This window comes from Mucilaginibacter sabulilitoris (genome assembly GCF_034262375.1).
Taxonomy (GTDB): Bacteria; Bacteroidota; Bacteroidia; order Sphingobacteriales; family Sphingobacteriaceae; genus Mucilaginibacter; species Mucilaginibacter sabulilitoris.
In genome coordinates this window covers 2,938,588-2,956,671 of sequence record NZ_CP139558.1, presented here as the reverse complement: position 1 = coordinate 2,956,671, position 18,084 = coordinate 2,938,588, and the positions used below count along the sequence as shown (strand labels likewise).

General features: G+C 41.5%; 16 protein-coding genes. 3 read left to right on the top strand and 13 right to left on the bottom strand.

Annotated features, from left to right (window positions below; genetic code table 11):
* The 13 genes from SNE25_RS12750 to SNE25_RS12690 form a co-directional block, all read right to left on the bottom strand.
* On the bottom strand, window positions 1-441 hold the full coding sequence (locus tag SNE25_RS12750) for a DUF5004 domain-containing protein (RefSeq protein ID WP_321565484.1): 441 nt from the start codon (window positions 439-441) through the stop codon (window positions 1-3).
* 331 nt (window positions 442-772) lie between these two features.
* Window positions 773-916, bottom strand: a complete 144-nt coding sequence (locus tag SNE25_RS12745; protein WP_321562136.1) for a hypothetical protein — start codon at window positions 914-916, stop codon at window positions 773-775.
* Window positions 917-972: 56 nt separating this feature from the next.
* Window positions 973-1,095, bottom strand: coding sequence for a hypothetical protein (locus SNE25_RS12740; RefSeq protein ID WP_321561241.1), 123 nt, complete (start codon window positions 1,093-1,095; stop codon window positions 973-975).
* A 55-nt stretch (window positions 1,096-1,150) separates the two neighbouring features.
* Window positions 1,151-2,941, bottom strand: coding sequence for a RagB/SusD family nutrient uptake outer membrane protein (locus SNE25_RS12735; protein WP_321565483.1), 1,791 nt, complete (start codon window positions 2,939-2,941; stop codon window positions 1,151-1,153).
* A 308-nt stretch (window positions 2,942-3,249) separates the two neighbouring features.
* Entirely contained in the window at window positions 3,250-4,077 is an 828-nt protein-coding gene (locus SNE25_RS12730; RefSeq protein ID WP_321565482.1) for an alpha/beta hydrolase, read from the bottom strand.
* 20 nt (window positions 4,078-4,097) lie between these two features.
* Complete coding sequence (locus SNE25_RS12725) at window positions 4,098-5,486, bottom strand: SGNH/GDSL hydrolase family protein (RefSeq protein ID WP_321565481.1); 1,389 nt, start codon at window positions 5,484-5,486, stop codon at window positions 4,098-4,100.
* A 33-nt stretch (window positions 5,487-5,519) separates the two neighbouring features.
* Window positions 5,520-8,078, bottom strand: coding sequence for a glycoside hydrolase family 38 C-terminal domain-containing protein (locus tag SNE25_RS12720; RefSeq protein ID WP_321565480.1), 2,559 nt, complete (start codon window positions 8,076-8,078; stop codon window positions 5,520-5,522).
* Window position 8,079: 1 nt separating this feature from the next.
* Window positions 8,080-9,474, bottom strand: coding sequence for an SGNH/GDSL hydrolase family protein (locus SNE25_RS12715; RefSeq protein WP_321565479.1), 1,395 nt, complete (start codon window positions 9,472-9,474; stop codon window positions 8,080-8,082).
* 174 nt (window positions 9,475-9,648) lie between these two features.
* Window positions 9,649-10,524: an RNA polymerase sigma factor gene (locus tag SNE25_RS12710; RefSeq protein ID WP_321565478.1), complete on the bottom strand. Its 876-nt coding sequence runs from the start codon at window positions 10,522-10,524 to the stop codon at window positions 9,649-9,651.
* A gap of 62 nt (window positions 10,525-10,586) precedes the next feature.
* On the bottom strand, window positions 10,587-11,354 hold the full coding sequence (locus SNE25_RS12705; RefSeq protein ID WP_321565477.1) for an SDR family NAD(P)-dependent oxidoreductase: 768 nt from the start codon (window positions 11,352-11,354) through the stop codon (window positions 10,587-10,589).
* Between the two features lie 148 nt (window positions 11,355-11,502).
* On the bottom strand, window positions 11,503-11,880 hold the full coding sequence (locus SNE25_RS12700) for a hypothetical protein (RefSeq protein WP_321565476.1): 378 nt from the start codon (window positions 11,878-11,880) through the stop codon (window positions 11,503-11,505).
* 92 nt (window positions 11,881-11,972) lie between these two features.
* Window positions 11,973-14,207 (bottom strand): CRTAC1 family protein, encoded by a 2,235-nt coding sequence (locus tag SNE25_RS12695; RefSeq protein ID WP_321565475.1) that lies wholly within the window; start codon window positions 14,205-14,207, stop codon window positions 11,973-11,975.
* Between the two features lie 227 nt (window positions 14,208-14,434).
* Entirely contained in the window at window positions 14,435-14,983 is a 549-nt protein-coding gene (locus SNE25_RS12690) for a hypothetical protein (protein ID WP_321565474.1), read from the bottom strand.
* A 239-nt stretch (window positions 14,984-15,222) separates the two neighbouring features.
* On the opposite strand from SNE25_RS12690, the gene SNE25_RS12685 reads away from it, so the two are divergent.
* The 3 genes from SNE25_RS12685 to SNE25_RS12675 are packed head-to-tail and all read left to right on the top strand — an operon-like array spanning window position 15,223 to window position 18,056.
* Window positions 15,223-15,786 carry a carboxymuconolactone decarboxylase family protein gene (locus SNE25_RS12685; protein ID WP_321565473.1) on the top strand — a complete coding sequence of 188 codons (564 nt, stop codon included), beginning with the start codon at window positions 15,223-15,225 and terminating at the stop codon, window positions 15,784-15,786.
* Complete coding sequence (locus SNE25_RS12680) at window positions 15,783-16,985, top strand: DUF3179 domain-containing (seleno)protein (RefSeq protein WP_321565472.1); 1,203 nt, start codon at window positions 15,783-15,785, stop codon at window positions 16,983-16,985. Before SNE25_RS12685 ends, SNE25_RS12680 begins: the two co-directional genes overlap by 4 nt.
* A 60-nt stretch (window positions 16,986-17,045) precedes the next feature.
* Entirely contained in the window at window positions 17,046-18,056 is a 1,011-nt protein-coding gene (locus tag SNE25_RS12675; RefSeq protein WP_321565471.1) for an SMP-30/gluconolactonase/LRE family protein, read from the top strand.
* Window positions 18,057-18,084 lie beyond the last annotated feature (28 nt).

Below are 18,084 nucleotides of genomic sequence, written 5' to 3'. Positions count from 1 at the left end.
TTATTCTTTCACTAATGTGTAAACGTAGGTATTGAGGCTGCAGCCCGGGCTAAACGTGAGGTTAAGCTGCCTTGCGCCGCCAACTACCGGGTAATTAAAAGCAGTGGTTAACGGTTGTGCCCCGGTAGCCGTAAAAACTATTTTAAAAGGGTAATTAGGGTCGTCAAGCTTAAATTTCCCGTTTTTGTTAACCACAAATGGCAGGTCGTTAACCAAGGTATAATTGCCCTCGGCATCAAACTTTACCCTGAACTGGGAAAAATCAACTAAGGGGGTTAGGTCGGTTCCATTGCGGCTGGCCTTAAGCACTTTCCAGCTACCTGATATATCTTTAACAGATTCGTTAACAGGTAACACTCTATCAACCTTACAGGATGTCCATATTAATGCTATTAGTGCGATGAGCAGGCAGCGCTGTTTTTGTTTAAAAATCTTTTTCATATTATCCAATAAAAATGACACGTTTAAAATTTGTCGAGTAGACCTGGGGAATTTCACCCCAAGTCCCTCATAGAACCGTGCTTGATAGTCTCCCATCACACGGCTCTTATTAACTAATACACCGGGGTCTGTCCTTGACTCCGCGTGTTTTGCTTTCATCCTTTGCTACCTCCTGATCGCTCAGTTTTGCGCCGGATATAGAAAGCCTGTTAATACATCCCCTTCGCTCCATTCCCATTACAGGAACTTCATTACTAATACGGGATGTTCCGCCCCCGTGCCATCCATCGGTACTTTCCCTCTTGCCGGTGCACCGACTTGAGGTTTTCCCTTAACATGATGGCGACAGGTTCTCGCGTTCCATACAAAAGCCTGTGTTAAGCTCGTGCCACTTATACACCGGATGCCGCAAAGCCAGTAAACAGGTTCCCGCCTTGCTTGTCCCTGGGTCGCTACTGTTACCCGGTTTTGACATCGTCTAATCCTTTCGATGCCTCATCAGTGGTTCACTTGCGTTCACCTTCTTAACACTTACCTGACACCTTTAATGATGCCTTTTCCGCTAACGCTCACTACCAAGGCACTTAACCAAAGCAGCTTAGCGGCGGTTTGGTACCCGCTCCTGTAAGCCGATACCGAGGGGCCGTCCCTCATCTTTTATACAGCTCGCAATCAGTGGTTCTGCGAACCTCTGATTTGCTCGCGACACTCAGTAACCGGGGTTTTGCACAAGCGAAGGAGATTTACCGGTTTCGCTAAGCGGGAAAGGCCATAAATACATTGCCGCTCTGAAGTTGTGCTTGGTGACGTTAAACTTATTATAAGTTACACTTGTGCCGTTACGCCTTACTTCCATTCCCTGCGCCTGGATATTTTCTGTCTCGCCGGCAATTTTCCACCGCCTCACATCCCAGAAGCGATGCTCTTCATAAGCCAGCTCAATACGCCTTTCGTTTTGAATATATTTACGCATTTCATCTTTGCTAAGCCCAGACGGCAATTGAAAAGGATTCAGACCCGCGCGTTTCCTTATACTATTTATTACATCATACACATTGTTCGTAGGCCCTTCATATTCATTGGCAGCCTCAGCATAGTTCAGTAAAACTTCGGCATAGCGCATCAACGGTATTACACGTGAGGTATTAAACTGAAGCGATGATGAGGTGGCTGCAGGGTCGAGCATTTTATTGCAATAATAGCCGGTGGGTGTTCCCTGCCTCACCGCGTCCTGTCCGGTAACATTGCCGTTATAGCTGCCTATAAATATGTTTACCGGCCCCACGCCATCTACAGTACCATTGCCCAGGCGTACCAGCATAATAGATTGGTCATGAGTAATGCTATAATTTAAGCGTGGATCGCGGTTTGCATACGGATCATTCGAGTTGTAACCGGATGTTGGGTCGGTTATGAGCTTACCATTACTCATCGGGAATGCATCAACCAGCCCCTGATAAGGAAAAGCACCATTCGCTCCATTCCTTGAAGGTGGCAGAAACAGGTTTTCAAGATCAGAATTACCCGGTCTCATAAACTCAAAAATATACTCGCTGTTCTCGCGCTGTGGAAACAACCCCTGAAAACCGGCTCCGGGCGCCGATGCATCCACATTTTTGGGAGGCAGGGTATTTAAAGAATATACACTTTTTACAAGTACAGCAGCGGCATCCTCGGCCTTTTTCCACAGGCCATTATCATGAACAGGATAGCCTACCAAAGCTGGATCGGCATTGCCCCCTGCATCTTGTACCAGTGTTGTGCCATTAAATAACGGACTTGCCGCATAAAGCAAAACCCTTGCTTTTAACGCCAAACAGGCTCCTTTTGATGCTCTTCCATAGTCGGCACCGGTTTGTACCAATGGTAATACCTGTGCCGCTGCATCGCATTCAGAGGTAATGTAGTCTACACATTGTGCATAGGTACTGCGTTTAACATTTATAGGTGTTTCGTAGGTAAATAAGCTATCGCCAACCAGGGGTACACCAGCATAATGCTTTAATAAAATGGCGTAATACCAGGCCCTGAGAAATCTTGCTTCAGCTACCATAAGCGCCTTATTGGGTGCTTTTATGGGCGACGAAGGAAGGTTTTTTAAAAACTGGTTTACCGAGCGTATGTTGCTATAGCAGGTTTTATATGGGCCGTCATCAACAATACCGGCATTAACGGTTCCTGTTGCAAATGCTGACGCTGTTGTTGAAAAAGCATGGGATGGTTCCGACTCATCACATGCGGCATCCAGACCTCCGCAAATAACCTTTTTACCCAGGGGATCATAAACAAACCTGGTTGCGCTCGCGCTAAAACCTACGTTTGAGTATATGTTTGCAAGAAACCCGGCGGTACGCGCACTATCGGCAAATACGGAGGTTTGGTTTAAGTCTGTTGTGGAAGTTTGCGCAAGAAACCCTCCTCCTTTTTTACAGGAAGCAATCCCCAAAAGCAATAATCCGCATACCCAAAAAGTAACAATCTGAGAGTAAATTTTTTTCATATTATAGGTTTAGTTACATAGCATATTAAAACACTACAAGTCATTTTCAAAAAAATGAAAAATCGATTTAGCGCATTTCCATAATTTTTAACAGATTTGCTCAAAAAATATATATATAAATATTATTGGTTTATAACAGATGTTAATCTGATTGCTAATTTAAATCATAAAAACGATTTAGCAAATTTTTTTTAGCTTTTTTTTAAATTTATTTTTTTGGCATAAAACCTATACAAAATTTTAAAAAATGCTTAAAAACCAGGCTTAATATTATAAGCCCGGTAAAGAAGCCTTCAAAACACTATCCCCTACTTTATTTTATTAAAGTAACGGCTAAAAAACAACATTTGGTAAACTATAGAATTGCCCCAATATTCCCAGGTATGTGATCCGGGCCTTACCGTAAAATCATGCGGAATTTTACGCATCAAAAGTTCGTTATGGAAAGCTAAATTAACCTGGTATAAAAAATCATCATAGCCACAATCAAATGTAATGGCCAGCGAATTTGGTTTTAGGAGATATATCATATTGATCACACTGTTTTTTTCCCAAATTTCGGGGTGCTCGCTGTATTTACCCAGCACCTGCTCTATTCCAAAGGCATCAGAAAACGGCCTTATATCTACGGCACCGCTCATACTGCCAACCGCTCCGAAAGTGTCCTGATGTTTAAAGGCAATGTACATAGCGCCATGTCCTCCCATACTTAAGCCGGTAATGGCACGGCCGCTCCTATTGGCTATGGTAGAGTAATGTTTATCTACATAATTAACCAGTTCGGTGCCTACGTAAGTTTCATATTGCCAATCCTTATTAACCGGACTGTCGTAATACCAGCCGGCGAAATTTCCATCGGCACAAACAATAATAACCTGGTATTGGTCGGCCAGTTTGGTAATGGCCGGTACTTTAAGAATCCAATCGCTATAGTTGCCGCTGAAACCATGCAGCAAGTACAGTACTGGAAATTTCTTTGCGGTAGAGTACCCGGCCGGTTTAATAACTACAGTCTTAATATCCTTATGCATCGATGTGCTATGAGTTATTACAGTATCAACGACAGCCGCATTGGCTTTTATAAAAGCAATTAAACAGATAATAAACAACAGAACTGATTTTTTATACGTATTCATATCAATAATTCGGGGATGTATTATTTTGATGCAACAATGGTTATGCGATGATTTTGCGGTTTATTGATAGCGTAGATCTGGTTGACTAATACATCCATTTCCTTTTGCCAGGCATCCCGCAGGCTTTTATAACGGGCACGCGTATAGTTATCTTTGTTGCCGTTCACAAACACGTCTTTCACCGCATATTTTTTTACAGTGTCCATAGCGTTGTTGCTGTCATTATGCAACAGGCCTTTTCCCTTTAAAAAATCATAATGCATCCAAACATACATTCTTGTGCGGCGCTCAATATCCCAGCGCTCTTCATTCAGTTCCCTGATCTGGATGGCCTGCTGATATTGGGGAGTGGTTGTAATTTCGGCCATATTTATCCCGTCGGCTAATTGCTGTGCCGACCAGTGGCCAATCTGCTCACCATCGATAAGCACTTTGTAATCGCCCGCTTTTAAAGCCTTAACCCTTAAAGTTTCCTGGTTAAATTCCTTTGTAAACGGAACCACCTTCAGCGCATCGGCCTGTTTCTTGCGGTTACCCCAGCCACGCGGAATAGTATCTAACGGATAAGGGAGTGAATTGGCCAGATACATAAAGCTTAAAGAATCGGCACCGGCGGTTATGTTAGTGATACGGCAATTTACTGTCTTTAATACTTTTTTGCTCTGCGCATTTACGTCAACTTCGGCAACCGGCTTGTTTTCCAGATCCTGGGCTTTTAAAAACAGGTAAGCCATCACCAAGTGCCCGTCATTATCGGGGTGTATCCTATCGTTAGGCGTTAAGCTAAAGGTTGAGTCTTTAACCTGTTCACGCGCGTTTATAGCCGCCATAGGGTGATAAAAATCTACATAACCATAGCCATTCTTTTTTGCAGCCTCCTGCTGGAAATCAATAATTTTAGAAAATGCTACATCCTTTTTCGGATAAATGTTTTTTGTTGTAAATTTTGATGTTATATCATAAGGCGAGCCTAAAATAAAAATCTTTTTAATGTCGGGTCTTTGATTTAGTTTCTCTTCCAACATACCATAGTATTTGTAGCTGCCCTGAATTCTTTTATCCATAAAATCCTGTGCATCTGCACGGTACCATTCAAAATAGCCGCTATCGTTCATACCCCAGGTAAGGGTTAAAATATTAGGTTTTTTGGTAAAAACATCGTCATCAAACCGGTCATATATCTGGTTAATGGCATCACCACCTATACCTGCGTTAAAACAGGTAATACGTGCGTTGGGAAAATGCGTCATATAATACAGCCAGATGTACGAGTGATAATGCCCTCCATCGGTAATGCTGTTACCTACAAAGGCTATCCTGTCGCCGGCCTTGAACGGGGCGATTTTTTGGGCGCTGGCATGTAATAAAATGCCTAAGCTCAATACTGTTAAAAAAACTTTCTTCATCATATATAAAAATCAATTCTTTATTTAGTTCAATAATTATTTTCTCGCGTTAATAAGTCTGATGGTTCGTATTCCAAACCTGGGAATGCTGAATTTGAGCGCATTCATACCGTTATTTTGTTTGTCGATTTGCAAAACCTGTTTAACCCTGCCTTCAAGCTCAACCAGTTCAGCTGTGTCTGCATTAAAGTTAAGCACGGTTGTAATTTCCCGGGTTACTCCAGCATTAAATAAGCGTATCAGCATATCGTTCTGATCAAATTGCACCGATGTAACCTCAATATCCGGGTCGTTGATACTGATCAATGAGTTACTTTTAACAGACGGATGTCCCTGGCTAACTATCAGCGGCTCATTCCATTTGGTAGCATCGGCCCATATTCCGGCTTTATCCCATTTACCTGAATGCGGTATCAGCGCGTAATGAATTTCAGTTGGGCCCTGAATGGTATAATTCTTCCCCCATAACCCCATGCCCGAATATTGAATATTCAATGCCAAAGGAAAATCTTTACCGTGCGCGTAGCTGGTTGTATGATCGGTAAGCAAAGCCATTCCATACTTTTCGTTATCGCCGGTTACATCAACCCAGGTATGTATTACGTTATTTTTGATACTGTCCCAGCGGGTATAAAAAGTGTTATCAAGCTTGCTCTCGGTAACATCAAAAGGAGCATTCTTATAAACTTTCTGGTGTTTCAGGTTAAGCGGGAACATGGTCAATAACTTGTTCCGGTCGTCATAAAAAGGCTTGGCAGGCAATTCCCATTTATAAGTGTCGGGTTTAGTACCCTCTCCTATTCCGACATTTTCTTTCCAATTGATGTTAAGATGGATATCAATCCGCGGCTCGCCCTGGCTAAGGGTTATAAACTGGGTGCAGTTAGTTCCGTTGATGGTTCCCCGTATTGCTACTTTTACACTGATGGGGCCATTCTCCACAATGTCCACTTTTGCGCTATTATCTTTGGTTGATTTAAAGCCGCCATCATTATAAAAGTTTCCGCGCAGCTCGTTAAAACTTCGTGCGTTATTTTTATCTACAAACTCTTTATCACCTAACTTTCGTGCTATAATGCTTTTAATAATACCGCCATGAGCCGGATCTATAATAATGCTATACAGATCAGTATCCAACTGATAATTGCCGTTAGCAAGTAATTTGACATGAGCTCCTGATATTCCAGGTTTGTTAGCTTCCTTAAGCTGATAGAAAGCATATCCCATAGATGGTGCTACTGCCTTAAATGCAATTTTTGCTGGCGTAGAATCATGAGCTGCAGTTAATTGCGAGGCTACCGGCCTGCCATCGCTATCAAAAACACCAATGTTTTTTGTACTGAATTTTGACGGAAGATTGGTATAAACTACCTCTGTACGGTTAATGCCCGTTGTATTATAAACGGTTATGTAATCTTCATCGTTTTTGCTTAACAATGTACCCGCCGCCCGAATTATACTATCACTTTTGTTATCGGTAAACGTAGTCCAGTTGTTAACTTTATCGGCCCAGGTGTTTCCCGGCTTACCGTTGTAGGGCACTATCCAGCAATCGTGATGCTGCGATAATAAAAGTGTTCGCCAAGCAGCGTCAAAATCAGCTTGCGGATAGGTGCTGCCTGCATATACTTTTGCCATTGAAGCCAGCTTTTCGCTCTGGATGATCTTATTTTCGGTAGCGCGTACGCGCTGTGCTATACGTTGTGTAACCTGCGATCCCCAAACCAGGTTTACCAGCATATCTTCCTGCGATACCTTCCAATCAGGGTGTGGATCATCTTTAGCAACGTTGGCAAAATAGTTTCTCCAGGTAGTGTAAGTGCTTTTTATACCATTCTTTTCGCCATTACCAATAAAAGGGCCACCCTTCCAGCCGGCGTCCTGTAAAGTCATACCAATAGGGTGTTTCACGCTATTGTCATAAGCAGCTTTGATGTAGTTGGCGGAATTATCCCAGGCAATCGTTTGCCAGGTTGATTTTGAGGACAGCCTTTCAACGGCATACCTTGGCGATGTAATAATACCCGTACCATCCGGCCCGATCCAATTAACCAATCCGCTGCCATGTGCACGTGTATAGCCGCCAAAACAGGTATTGGGATTTTTAAGCGAAGCATATTTAAACCCAAACGAGGTTAATATTTGTGGCAAGGCGCTGGTAAAGCAGGGTTCTTCTGACGAATAGGAGGTAAACACTGCTTCCGGAAAATGTGCCCTGATTTTCTTTATACCATAACCAAACTGCCTAATGATGCTCTCACCAGAGATATTATAATTGTAACTTTGGGCATAAGCCGGGTTAACATATTCAATACGACCGGCCAGACTTTGATCGGCAAACAAGGCTTTAAAGTCCGCATACGCAGCAGGGTCAACCACCTGTACCCTGTCCCAGGTTTCGGGCTCCAGTTCGATATTGATCTTCCAGTCGGGATTTTTTTTCAGCATATCAGCCATGAAGCGGGTGTTCCAGTCGGGATAATGCCCCCATACGCCTCCGTGATAACCATCTATATACCAGGCGGTTTGAGCTGATGCATTAAGCGCAAACCAGCACACCGTTATTAAAACAATCAAGGTAAATTTAAATTTCATGCTACTTTTTGGCTAACGCTATTTCAATGACGTGGTTAACTGGTTTATTAATACGGTAGAGTTCGTTGGTAAGCATATCTATTTCCTTTTGCCAGGTATCACGCACGCTTTTGATGCGGGCTTTTTGATAGGTAGGTAAAGTTACCGCCACAAAAAAATCCTTTTTGGCATATTTCTGCAGAGAATCTAAAGTAGCGGGGCTATCATTAAACAACATCCCTTTTGGTTTTAAAATAGAATAGTGCATCCAATAATACTCGCGCAGGCGGCGCTCTATTGTCCAGCGCTCTTCGTTAATGTGCATAAGAGCCGTTGCCTGCTGATATTGAGGTGTATTATTAAGCAAAGCCATGTTGATGCCTTTAGCATAGTCATCGCCACTCCATGTCTCTATTAATTGATTATCCATTTTCAGCGTATATAGGGCTGTTGGTTTTAATCCTTTAACCTGCACTATCTCCTGGTTAAACTCCTCGGTAAATGGTATAAGCTTCAGTGCCTGTGCCTGTGATTTGCCCGGGCGACCAAAACCACTGGGAACGGTATCTAATGGATATGGCAGTGAGTTGGCAAGGTAGTTGAATTTAATATGCTCGTTATTAATTTGCAGAGCAGTAATCGCGCAGTTTTCGGTGAGGGTAACCTTTTTAACATCTGCATTGATAACTATGTTAGCTACCTTTTTGCCCGCCAACCCTTGCGCTTTCAGGAAGAGGTAGGCCATCACCATTTGACCATCATTGGTGGGGTGAATACGATCGCCTCCTTCCATGGTGAAAGCTGAATCAGTTTTTTGCTGATTTAAATTAATAGCAGTCATGGACCGGTTTAGATCAATAAAATCCCAATGATTTTTGATGGCGGTGCTTTGCTGGTCATCCGCTATTTTGAGCATCGCGGTGTTTTTGCCAATCAACGGCGTGTTGTTAAATTTAGCAGTTTCATCATAGGGTGGCGACGCTATCATGATTTTTCTTATTTCCGGGTGTTGTTTCAACTTATCTTCTATCAGTCTGAAACTTTTTAATGATCCTGCTATTTTAGCGGCATAAGTAGAATCTGCCTTGTTCCCTTTAGGGTTTTGATAACCAGTATCGTTCATGCCGAAGGTAAGTGTAACAACACTGGGCTTTTTGGCAAATACATCCCTGTCAAAACGTTCCAGCATCTGCCGGCTTACATCACCACCAATACCGGCGTTGAATACGGTTATCCTGCGCTTTGGAAAATGCGTTATATAATACAACCATATATAAGAGTGATAATGCCCGCCATCGGTAATACTGTTCCCGGTGAACACCACCCTATCCCTCTGTTTAAAAGGCTGAATTGTTTGAGCTGCTGCGGGTAAAATAAAAACGCACAACAGTAAAAAGCTATAATAATAGGTTCGCATTTAGGTTGAAAAAGAAGTTTATTTATTTAAGCTAAATTGATTTAGTAAATTAATATCAAATAAATCGATTTAGCAAATTTATTTTGAAAAATTATTATTAACCTAAAGCGATAATCCATTACACGGAGTCAGAAGAAGCCCATACATTGGAGTGAATAGGGCGCCGCATTAATGCTAATTCAGATGGAATAGTTTTTTAATATCAGGATCAAATAGCAAGGTTTCAATAAGCTTATCACCAACGCGGGTATCTTCATAAACCTGATCGGTAAAAAACTGCATATACTTATGCTCCATCAAGTCATCAAGCTCCTCGTTTTTTGTTTCCGAAACCGATTTAATTGATTCGATATATTCTGGCTTAAAAACATGGGTACTTACATCAATCTTGCCTTCATTCATAAAACCCTTTGTTTTTTTATAGCAACGGCAAGGGTTTGCCGGGTTCATTAACCCGCATTTATTATCCATAAACTGAAACAGATCGGCCTTGGCCCTGGAGAGCTGTTTGCGGAAGTTTTCGGGTGTTATGTCAAGCAATGGCGCCGCCACGGTAGATTTAAGGTTAAATACCCCGCCCAATACAAAAATTACCCGCTGCTGTTTATCCAGGCAGAGCAACATGCTCGACATACAATTGTCGCGAACGCTGGTAATATAGTCTGAATACTCCAGCTGTTCTTCCATGTCCATATCCTCATCATTATGTACCTCATCAATATAAACACCCAAATCATCAAAGTAATAGATCTGCTTTTCAGACTTTTTCCGGCGACTGCTGATAAAGTGGTTCATCACCATACGATAAAGCCATGTTCTGAAACTGCTCTTGTGTTGATACTGTGACAGCTTGGTCACCATTTTAATAAGGATCTCCTGTGTAAGGTCGGCCGCGTCGTCCGCATCCTTTACAAGTTTCAAAGCAACATTGTAAATAAAACGCTGATGAAACTTGATCAGCTTCTCCATAGCAGTAATTGAACCTTCGCAAGCTTCTAATACCAATTGCTGCTCCTTGCTTTCGTCGTACTTTTCAATAAACGGATACATTGGGATCGTTTTTTGAGCAGGATGGTAATAACTTATTACCATCCTAAAGTTATAGAATAAAATTAGCTTCTGCCAGCACCCATTCCGCCGTCAATGTCCCAGATGGCACCAGTTACCCATGAGGCTTCATCAGACAATAAAAACACAATGGTGTTGGCAACGTCCACAGGCTGTCCGTTCCTGCCCAATGGATGTATACTGTTTAACCCTTTATATACGTCTTTGGCATTTGCGCCTGCAATTCCGTCCAGAACACCTGTTTCTACTACACCCGGAGCAATGGCATTAACACGTATATGGTCATCAGATAATTCCATAGCGGCATGCTGAGTAAATGAATGCAATGCTGCCTTTGCCATTGAGTAGGCCGCGGTCGGCGTACCTTTAACAGCTTGCTTAGCCCAATATGAGCCAACATTAACAATCGCACCGCCACCATTGGCTTTCATTTTTTTTGCTACGGCCTGGGTAATAAAATAAAATCCTCGGTTAATGTTTAAAAACGCGTCGTAATCTTCCGGTGTAGATTCTAAAAATGGTTTGGGTGCAAAAATGCCCGAAGAGTTAACCAGGTAATCTATCCGGTTTTCCTTTTCCAGTAATACTATAAATTCGTTAACGCTTTCCGGCGAAGTTAAATTAACCTGTTGCCCGGTTACATTTCCGAATGCCTTTAATTCCCCTATCGCAGCATCAACGCTCGCCTGCGATTTACTGGCTATAATTACTTTAGCACCGTTTATTAATAATAACTGGGCTGTTGCTTTTCCCATTCCGCTGGTACCGCCAATTACTAAGGCAGTTTTTCCGATAAATGATTGAGTTGTCATTGTTTTTCCTTTTTGCATGCTTTGACGCAGCTTTAAAAAAGTGTGACAACTTTGGAGGAGCGCAGGATAAATTTTTTTCAATAAAACAGAAAACCCGACTTTTAAATCGGGTTTTCTGTTTTAACTATGTAGCTATGTTTAGCTCATTTTAATTGGGAGTGCTCCAACCGTCGCCCCAGCCGCTACCTCCGGCTTTTTTTGATTCTTTTACCAGCTTATCATACTTTACAGCCTGTTGAGGGGTTAAAACAGCCTTTATTTTTGATATTGTAGTGGTACGAAGCGGTTTTATGGCCGGCAGCATCTTCGTGTTGTCGCCATGAGCGTCTGCTTTAATTTTATCAAATTTTTGAGACGATTCCTGATATATAGCCGCAATTTTTGTTGTTTGAGCATCTGTTAGGCCTAATTGCTTTTGCAATCCTTTTGCTTTTTCGGCAGGACTATTTACAACAGGGGTAGTCTGGGCCTGGCTTACTGTCGTCAATCCAATGATCATACAGCATGCTAATAAGAAATTTCTCATAGTTTATTGGGTTTTGTGATTCAGTTAAAGATAACTTATTCTGTTATAATATAAAAGTGTTAATATTCTTAGTTTTTTTACCTGTATAATATTTAATTCATTTTAGCGGTCATGGGCATACAAACGGGAGCTGTTTGTTTACTTTTAAAAGTTAATTTTGCTAACGGAATAACTTTAAACTGATCATCCCCTTCGGTAATATGCAGAAATTGATTTGGCACTACGTTTTTAAAACGCTGCACAGCGTTGCTGCCTGCCCATTTTATTTCAATCTCATCTATTAACTTAGCCTGCCCTATGCCCATTTCCTGTTGCAAAGGCGACGATCCGAAGCTGCCACCTGAGTTTACATCTTTATAAACACATCTTTTAAAACCGTTTTCGGTAAAAGTTAATTTAATATGGCTTCCTATAGCAGCTTTATTTGATTTAACTCCGTTTAACTTTAAACTTATCCAGTTATTATTGCTTATACCAGGGTTCATGTATAACGAACTGGTATAGGAATCGCCGATATAGGCCCCTCCCATTTCTATAAAAATATCCTGCATGCCAGTGTTTCGCAGATCGGCGAAAGCCACACCATGTCCTTTTTGCAAATTACCGGTACGCGATGACGTGGTGATATCAGCAAATTTTTTACCGCCAATGTTCCGGAATAGCTTGTTGGGTATTAATGACTTAAAATCTGGGTTGCCCGTGCCAAAGTACATATCCGGATACCCATCATTATCAATATCACCAAAATTGCCGCCCATGCTGTAAACTACCTTATTTAATCCTGCTTCTTTAGTTACATCTGTAAATGTACCATCCTGGTTATTTTTATACAGAAAAATATTACCGGCCCCAGGTACAGGCGAACCTATAGCCTCAGCCGCACTATAATACCCTAAGGCACGGTCAAACTGATAATCAGCAACCATAATATCCTGCCAGCCATCGTTGTTATAATCATAAAACCAGGTTGTAAATGATCGCTCTTTGTTAGCATTGAGCCCCGCCTTCACGGTAACATCTTCAAAGTCAACCCCCTGCCCGGATTTTCCTGTGTTCCTCAGCAAATACTTTTTCCCGTTCATGGTTGAAATAAAAATATCCGGCCAACCATCATTATCATAATCGGCAGAGGTTACGCCTTTTACAAACCCTACAATGTTAGTATGAGATACAACTGAAGTATTGGTAAAGGTTCCGTCATGATTATTGATATATAATGCACATACTGACGCATTTTCATCATTAATATCAATGGGACTTTCTGTACCGACAAATACGTCAAGCCAGCCATCATTATTAAAGTCGGCCCAGGTAGCTGTCTGCGTGGGATGAAAAAACAGCAGGCCGCTGGTTGTGGTGACATCTGTAAAAGTACCATCCCCATTATTTCGCAACAATGAACTTGGCTGGTTTCCATAGCCTTTGCCAAGCCAAGCCCCTCTCAAAACAAAAATATCGGTGTTACCATCATTGTTATAATCAGTTTGCTGAATATTCAATCCGCCGTTAATCCCTTTTAAACCACTGCTCGCAGTAACGTTGCTAAAAGATCCATCCTTGTTATTTTGAAAATAATGCATCGGGTCGCTGAGATCCCAGCCAGATGTAATGATATCCAGGTAACCATCATTGTTAAAATCGTCTACTATAACACCGCCGGCACGTCCATGTATATCCAGACCTAAATCACCGGCTACGTCGGGAAAAGGCTTTACCCGATAGGCGGTATCTGAATTTAAATGAGGAATAAGTAACTTTTTGGGCACCTTTTGCGGATATTCACCCAATGTCATATAAGCGATATTGAGCAGCCACCTTGATTCGAGATCATCGGGGTGACTACTTAATATGGTTTTATAAATTTCGATGGCTTTTCTTGACCCCGTTTTAATTTTATGTACCCCATCGTCCTTTATTGGAAAAATGCAGGAAGAGCCTGTATGATTAAGCATGCAATTGCTGCGTTCGCCCAGGCGCATATATGCTATACCAACGTTGGGCAAAACATCATCTATCGACATAAAATCCATTTGGTTAATTAAATATTCGTAGGTTTTTACCGATTCTTCTTCCTGGCCGGCTCTGAGTAAGAGTGATGCTTTTAAGGGTAAAAGGTATGCATTTTGACTGGTGACTCCCTTTTTAAGCACAGAATCGCAAAAGTCAATTCGCACATTGGGGTTAAAAGGATTTGAAATATCATTGTTTTTATTTTTTATCGTTTCCAGGATACTAACCATTTCGTCGTGCGACGAATACCTGCGGGATGACAACATGGTTAATCCCGTTAATAAAACAAATGTTAAGGCATTTTTTATCCGTATCATCACATATAATTTAATGTACCCGGATCGTAAAGTTTAACCCGGATACAGCTGCATTCAATAATTGATTTATTTCACTAAAAGGTGTTTTAATTTCCGTTAAACGAAAGGTGCCGACAGACTTAGCTGAATAGCACAGGCCTTAAGTAACAAGTGAATACTATTGTACTTGATGTGTCGATGAAGCAGTTACTAACTCAAGACCAGCTTCCGCAAAATCAAAACGTGAATTAACAAACAGCTTTAGGGGGTTGTTCTGGAATGTCTTTATATGGATGAATTAATTGCTGAAAGGAACGCTCTGTATTTTGAGGTAAATTTTTTACCGGGCAATAAAACTCAAAATGAACAAATGAATAATCAATGCTATCCTGTATGATAGTTTTACTATAGGGAACATGATCTCTTTGCGGAACAGGGACATCTTTCATCCCTTTGGCATTTAGGATATTTTCTGAAGATAGTCGGGTAGTTTTATAGTTAGGGATACACATCAGGTACATGGCATTCCTGGTGAGCTTCATTTTCACATAGTTATAACTATTTTCCCCAAACTGAATTTGACCTGTTATATTTTCAAAATGCTGCCAATTGCTAATACCCGGCAAATTAACGGGTATAGCTATCTCCGTCAAATCTTCAACATTGTAAAAACCTTTGCTCATCTGCTCATTAAAAAGCTTGTCTGTTTTGTAAACCAGGTATTCATGTAATACAAATTGCCCACCGATATTAAACAGGTGTAAAAAGAGTATTAATGCGGCTACCAGCTTTTTCAATGATTTACAGGGGAATTGATCTATACAAATTAAGCTTTAGATACACATAATAAAGATATTAAATTTTAATATACAAACGCTAATTATCTAACAATTAAGCTCTTTAAATCTTTACAATAAGTAAATCTTTTTGCTTTCATTTAAAAATTTTAATAGATTTAGCTTTGTTATAAGCCTATTTAATTTTTTTACCGGATTAAACCAATTCTTTTTCGAAGGAATAAAGATATAGAACTGTTATGCCCCATATACCGTTAGACGAAAGCCTGCCCGGAATTACCGGTCTGCTAAATTACCGACAAGATACCGCTTTGCCTATAAGGCAGCTTACCCAAATACTACTGCGCGGCGAGTCGACCCTGACAGAAGGGGAACGGGAGTTGATTGCTACAGTAGTGTCACATGGTAACCAGTGCAAGTTTTGCACCGCCGCGCATACAGCCGCAGCCGATGCATTTTTAGGCGAACAAGAAACTGCTGAAAAAGTAAAGAATGATCCGGAGCATGCCCCGGTAAGCGAAAAGATGAAACATCTGCTCGAAATTGCCCGCAAGGTTCAAGCGGATGCCCGGCAGGTTAGCGCTGAGCTGGTTGGTAAAGCACGAGAGGCCGGAGCTACCGATCTGGAAATACATGATACTGTATTAATAGCCTCATTATTTTGCTTATATAATAAATATGTTGACGGACTGGCAAGTGTAACACCGACAGAACCAGCTTTTTATAACAGACTGGCAGGTATTTTGAAAGCAAGTGGCTATTTGCCGTCACCAAACCGTTATGCAACCTTGAACGAAGTATGATAAAACCCCCTACTAAATCGCTGCTTTTCTGGATAAGTATTATTTTATTAATTGTTCCGGGTTTGGTACATGCTTACCTACTGATGCCATTTCCGGGCAGCCAGGAACTGAATGCCATAACCGTATCCTACTATCTTGAAAAAATTGTTCTTCCGTTGCGTGCTGCAGGTGGGGTTTTGATAATTTGGTACCTGATAAAGTATTTTTCAAAAAATTCATTCGCCGGGAAACTTACTAAGGGTACCGTGTTGGCATTGTGCCTGGGCAGCTTGTACCTCACCGATTTTATGTTCAAGGCCGAAAGCATGTTTGAGGAGCCTCAAACCATAAAATTTGCTAATGCTTTTTATAATAAGGTACCCGAAAACTTCCTGATAATCGGTGTGGTTAACAATGGCATTGCCAAGGCCTACCCGGTTGTTTACCTGGGTTATCATCATAAAGTACAGGATGAAGTGGGCAATAAACCTGTATTGGTTACCTATTGTACTATGTGCCGTACAGGCCGCGTTTATAGCCCGATTATCAACGGGATGAAGCAAAATTTCAGACTTGTTGGGGCAAGACATTATAACGCTGTTATTGAAGACGAAAGCACAAAAACATGGTGGTATCAAAGCACCGGCCATGCGGCAGTTGGCCAGTTAGCGGGATCGAAACTTCAGGAGCTACCTTATGAGCAATCAACTTTGGGTGCCTGGCTCGCAAAACATCCTACCTCGCTTATATTACAGCCCGATAAACATTATGCCACCAATTATGAAGACCTTAAAGATTATGATCGCTTGCAAGCAGTTGACAGGGACAGTACTTTAATAAATAAAGACACCTTAATAAGAAAAAGCTGGGTAGTCGGCCTAATTGTTAATGGCCAGCCCAAAGCTTACGACTGGAGGCGCCTAGATAAGAGACGCTTATTGATTGACAGCATCAATAAAACACGGCTTTTGCTGGCAATGGAAGAAGATAACCTTACTTACCATGTATTCAACTGCTCCATAAATGGCAAAGAATTACATTTTAAACTGGATATAGCAGGTAGGCTTGTTGACCAGGAAACTGCTTCGTCATGGGATTGGGATGGCCTTTCGACCTCAGGGACATTGAAAGGAAAACGCCTCGACAAAATACAGGCTTATCAGGAATACTGGCATTCATGGCGATATTTTCACCCAAACACCTTGTTCTGGAAGGATTAATTGTTTATCTGAATATTTGGCTAAATTCGGTTTTCAAAAACCAATCAAACCAATAATATTATGATACTACGGGTAACCCGGCTCACCAGGATAATCGTTTTCTTATTAGGCAGTGTTTCTGCAAGCTTTGCTCAAAGCAGCAAGCCGCTGATAGTACGCGAACAAATTGATCCCCAATTCAATAACTTAGTAAGTAAAAACGTGAAGGCCGAAATCATAGCCACCGGGTTTGAATGGTGCGAAGGGCCCTTATGGATAGAAAGCAACAAAATGCTCCTTTTTTCGGATGTTAAAAAAAACGTGATCTATAAATGGACAAAAGAAAAAGGTAAGCAGGTTTATCTCAAGCCATCTGGATATACCGGCGCTGTTCCACGGGGTGGCGAATTGGGCTCAAATGGACTGGGCTTAAATATAAAGGGACAATTGGTTATCTGTCAGGATGGCGACAGGGTGGTATCTGTAATGGATGCTCCCCTGACAAAGCCCCAGGCAAAGTTTATCAAAATAGCATCCGGCTATAAAGGCAAAAAGTTTGACAGCCCTAACGACCTTGCTTTTTTAAGTAACGGAGATATTTACTTTACCGATCCACCCTATGGCCTCGAAAAAAATGTGGACGATCCATTAAAAGAAGCGAAGTACCAGGGCGTTTATAAAATTTCAAAAAACGGCAAGGTAACCTTACTTACCGATACACTTACCCGCCCAAATGGCATAGCGTTTTTCCCCGGCGGCAAAACGGTACTGATAGCTAATTCAGATCCGGCAAAACCTTACTGGTATGCTTATGATCTGGATAAAAATGGCCTGTTCACCAACGGCAGGATATTTTACAGCGCTAAAGCTGCTTCTAAAACTGCCGAAGGCATGCCCGATGGTTTAAAAATTGATAAGGCCGGCAATGTCTTCACCTCCGGACCTGGAGGCTTATGGTTTTTTAACAGGAACGGCAAACTGCTCGGTAAAATCAAAGTGAATGACGTTGCTTCCAATTGCAGTCTGTCGGCCGATGAGAAAACCATGTACGTAACATCAAACCACCGTGTTTTAAAAATTCAGTTACGCTAATATTAAGGTTCTACTTTAAAATATCTGA

What these genes read in the sequence shown, in the direction of transcription:
- SNE25_RS12735 (WP_321565483.1), bottom strand. Translation starts at nt 2,941, where the DNA reads ATGAAAAAAATTTACTCTCAGATTGTTACTTTTTGGGTATGCGGATTA.
- SNE25_RS12750 (WP_321565484.1), bottom strand. Translation starts at nt 441, where the DNA reads ATGAAAAAGATTTTTAAACAAAAACAGCGCTGCCTGCTCATCGCACTA.
- SNE25_RS12685 (WP_321565473.1), top strand. Translation starts at nt 15,223, where the DNA reads ATGCCCCATATACCGTTAGACGAAAGCCTGCCCGGAATTACCGGTCTG.
- SNE25_RS12680 (WP_321565472.1), top strand. Translation starts at nt 15,783, where the DNA reads ATGATAAAACCCCCTACTAAATCGCTGCTTTTCTGGATAAGTATTATT.
- SNE25_RS12715 (WP_321565479.1), bottom strand. Translation starts at nt 9,474, where the DNA reads ATGCGAACCTATTATTATAGCTTTTTACTGTTGTGCGTTTTTATTTTA.
- SNE25_RS12740 (WP_321561241.1), bottom strand. Translation starts at nt 1,095, where the DNA reads ATGAGGGACGGCCCCTCGGTATCGGCTTACAGGAGCGGGTACCAAACC.
- SNE25_RS12725 (WP_321565481.1), bottom strand. Translation starts at nt 5,486, where the DNA reads ATGATGAAGAAAGTTTTTTTAACAGTATTGAGCTTAGGCATTTTATTA.
- SNE25_RS12695 (WP_321565475.1), bottom strand. Translation starts at nt 14,207, where the DNA reads ATGATACGGATAAAAAATGCCTTAACATTTGTTTTATTAACGGGATTA.
- SNE25_RS12675 (WP_321565471.1), top strand. Translation starts at nt 17,046, where the DNA reads ATGATACTACGGGTAACCCGGCTCACCAGGATAATCGTTTTCTTATTA.
- SNE25_RS12705 (WP_321565477.1), bottom strand. Translation starts at nt 11,354, where the DNA reads ATGACAACTCAATCATTTATCGGAAAAACTGCCTTAGTAATTGGCGGT.
- SNE25_RS12720 (WP_321565480.1), bottom strand. Translation starts at nt 8,078, where the DNA reads ATGAAATTTAAATTTACCTTGATTGTTTTAATAACGGTGTGCTGGTTT.
- SNE25_RS12700 (WP_321565476.1), bottom strand. Translation starts at nt 11,880, where the DNA reads ATGAGAAATTTCTTATTAGCATGCTGTATGATCATTGGATTGACGACA.
- SNE25_RS12745 (WP_321562136.1), bottom strand. Translation starts at nt 916, where the DNA reads ATGTCAAAACCGGGTAACAGTAGCGACCCAGGGACAAGCAAGGCGGGA.
- SNE25_RS12730 (WP_321565482.1), bottom strand. Translation starts at nt 4,077, where the DNA reads ATGAATACGTATAAAAAATCAGTTCTGTTGTTTATTATCTGTTTAATT.
- SNE25_RS12710 (WP_321565478.1), bottom strand. Translation starts at nt 10,524, where the DNA reads ATGTATCCGTTTATTGAAAAGTACGACGAAAGCAAGGAGCAGCAATTG.